Here is a 252-nt window from a genome sequence, read left to right as displayed (position 1 = left end):
CCCCCCCCCCCCCCCCCCCCCCCCCCCCCCTCCTCCAAACCAACACACCCCCCCCTAGATTAGCGAGTGTCTCGTGGGCTCGGAGATGTGTATAAGAGACAGGAGCAGGGCCTCGGCGCGCGGCGCGATGTCGCCGCGGTGGTGCAGGACGATCTCCCGGATCTCGACCCCGGCGTCCGTCCCTCCCGGCTCGCGGGTGTGCAGCACCTGTCTCTTATACACATCTGACGCTGCCGACGACGGAGAGAGTGT

Annotated in this window: 1 pseudogene; it reads right to left on the bottom strand. The window is 68.7% G+C overall.

What is annotated here, in order from left to right:
• Positions 1 to 102: 102 nt before the first annotated feature.
• A pseudogene (locus ACPYOG_RS20090) lies at positions 103 to 252 on the bottom strand (dTMP kinase); the annotation flags it as partial.

Source organism: Leifsonia sp. HAY1-4F (assembly GCF_056755275.1).
The sequence above is the reverse complement of the archived record's forward strand: the minus strand, read 5'-3'. Positions and strand labels throughout refer to the sequence as shown.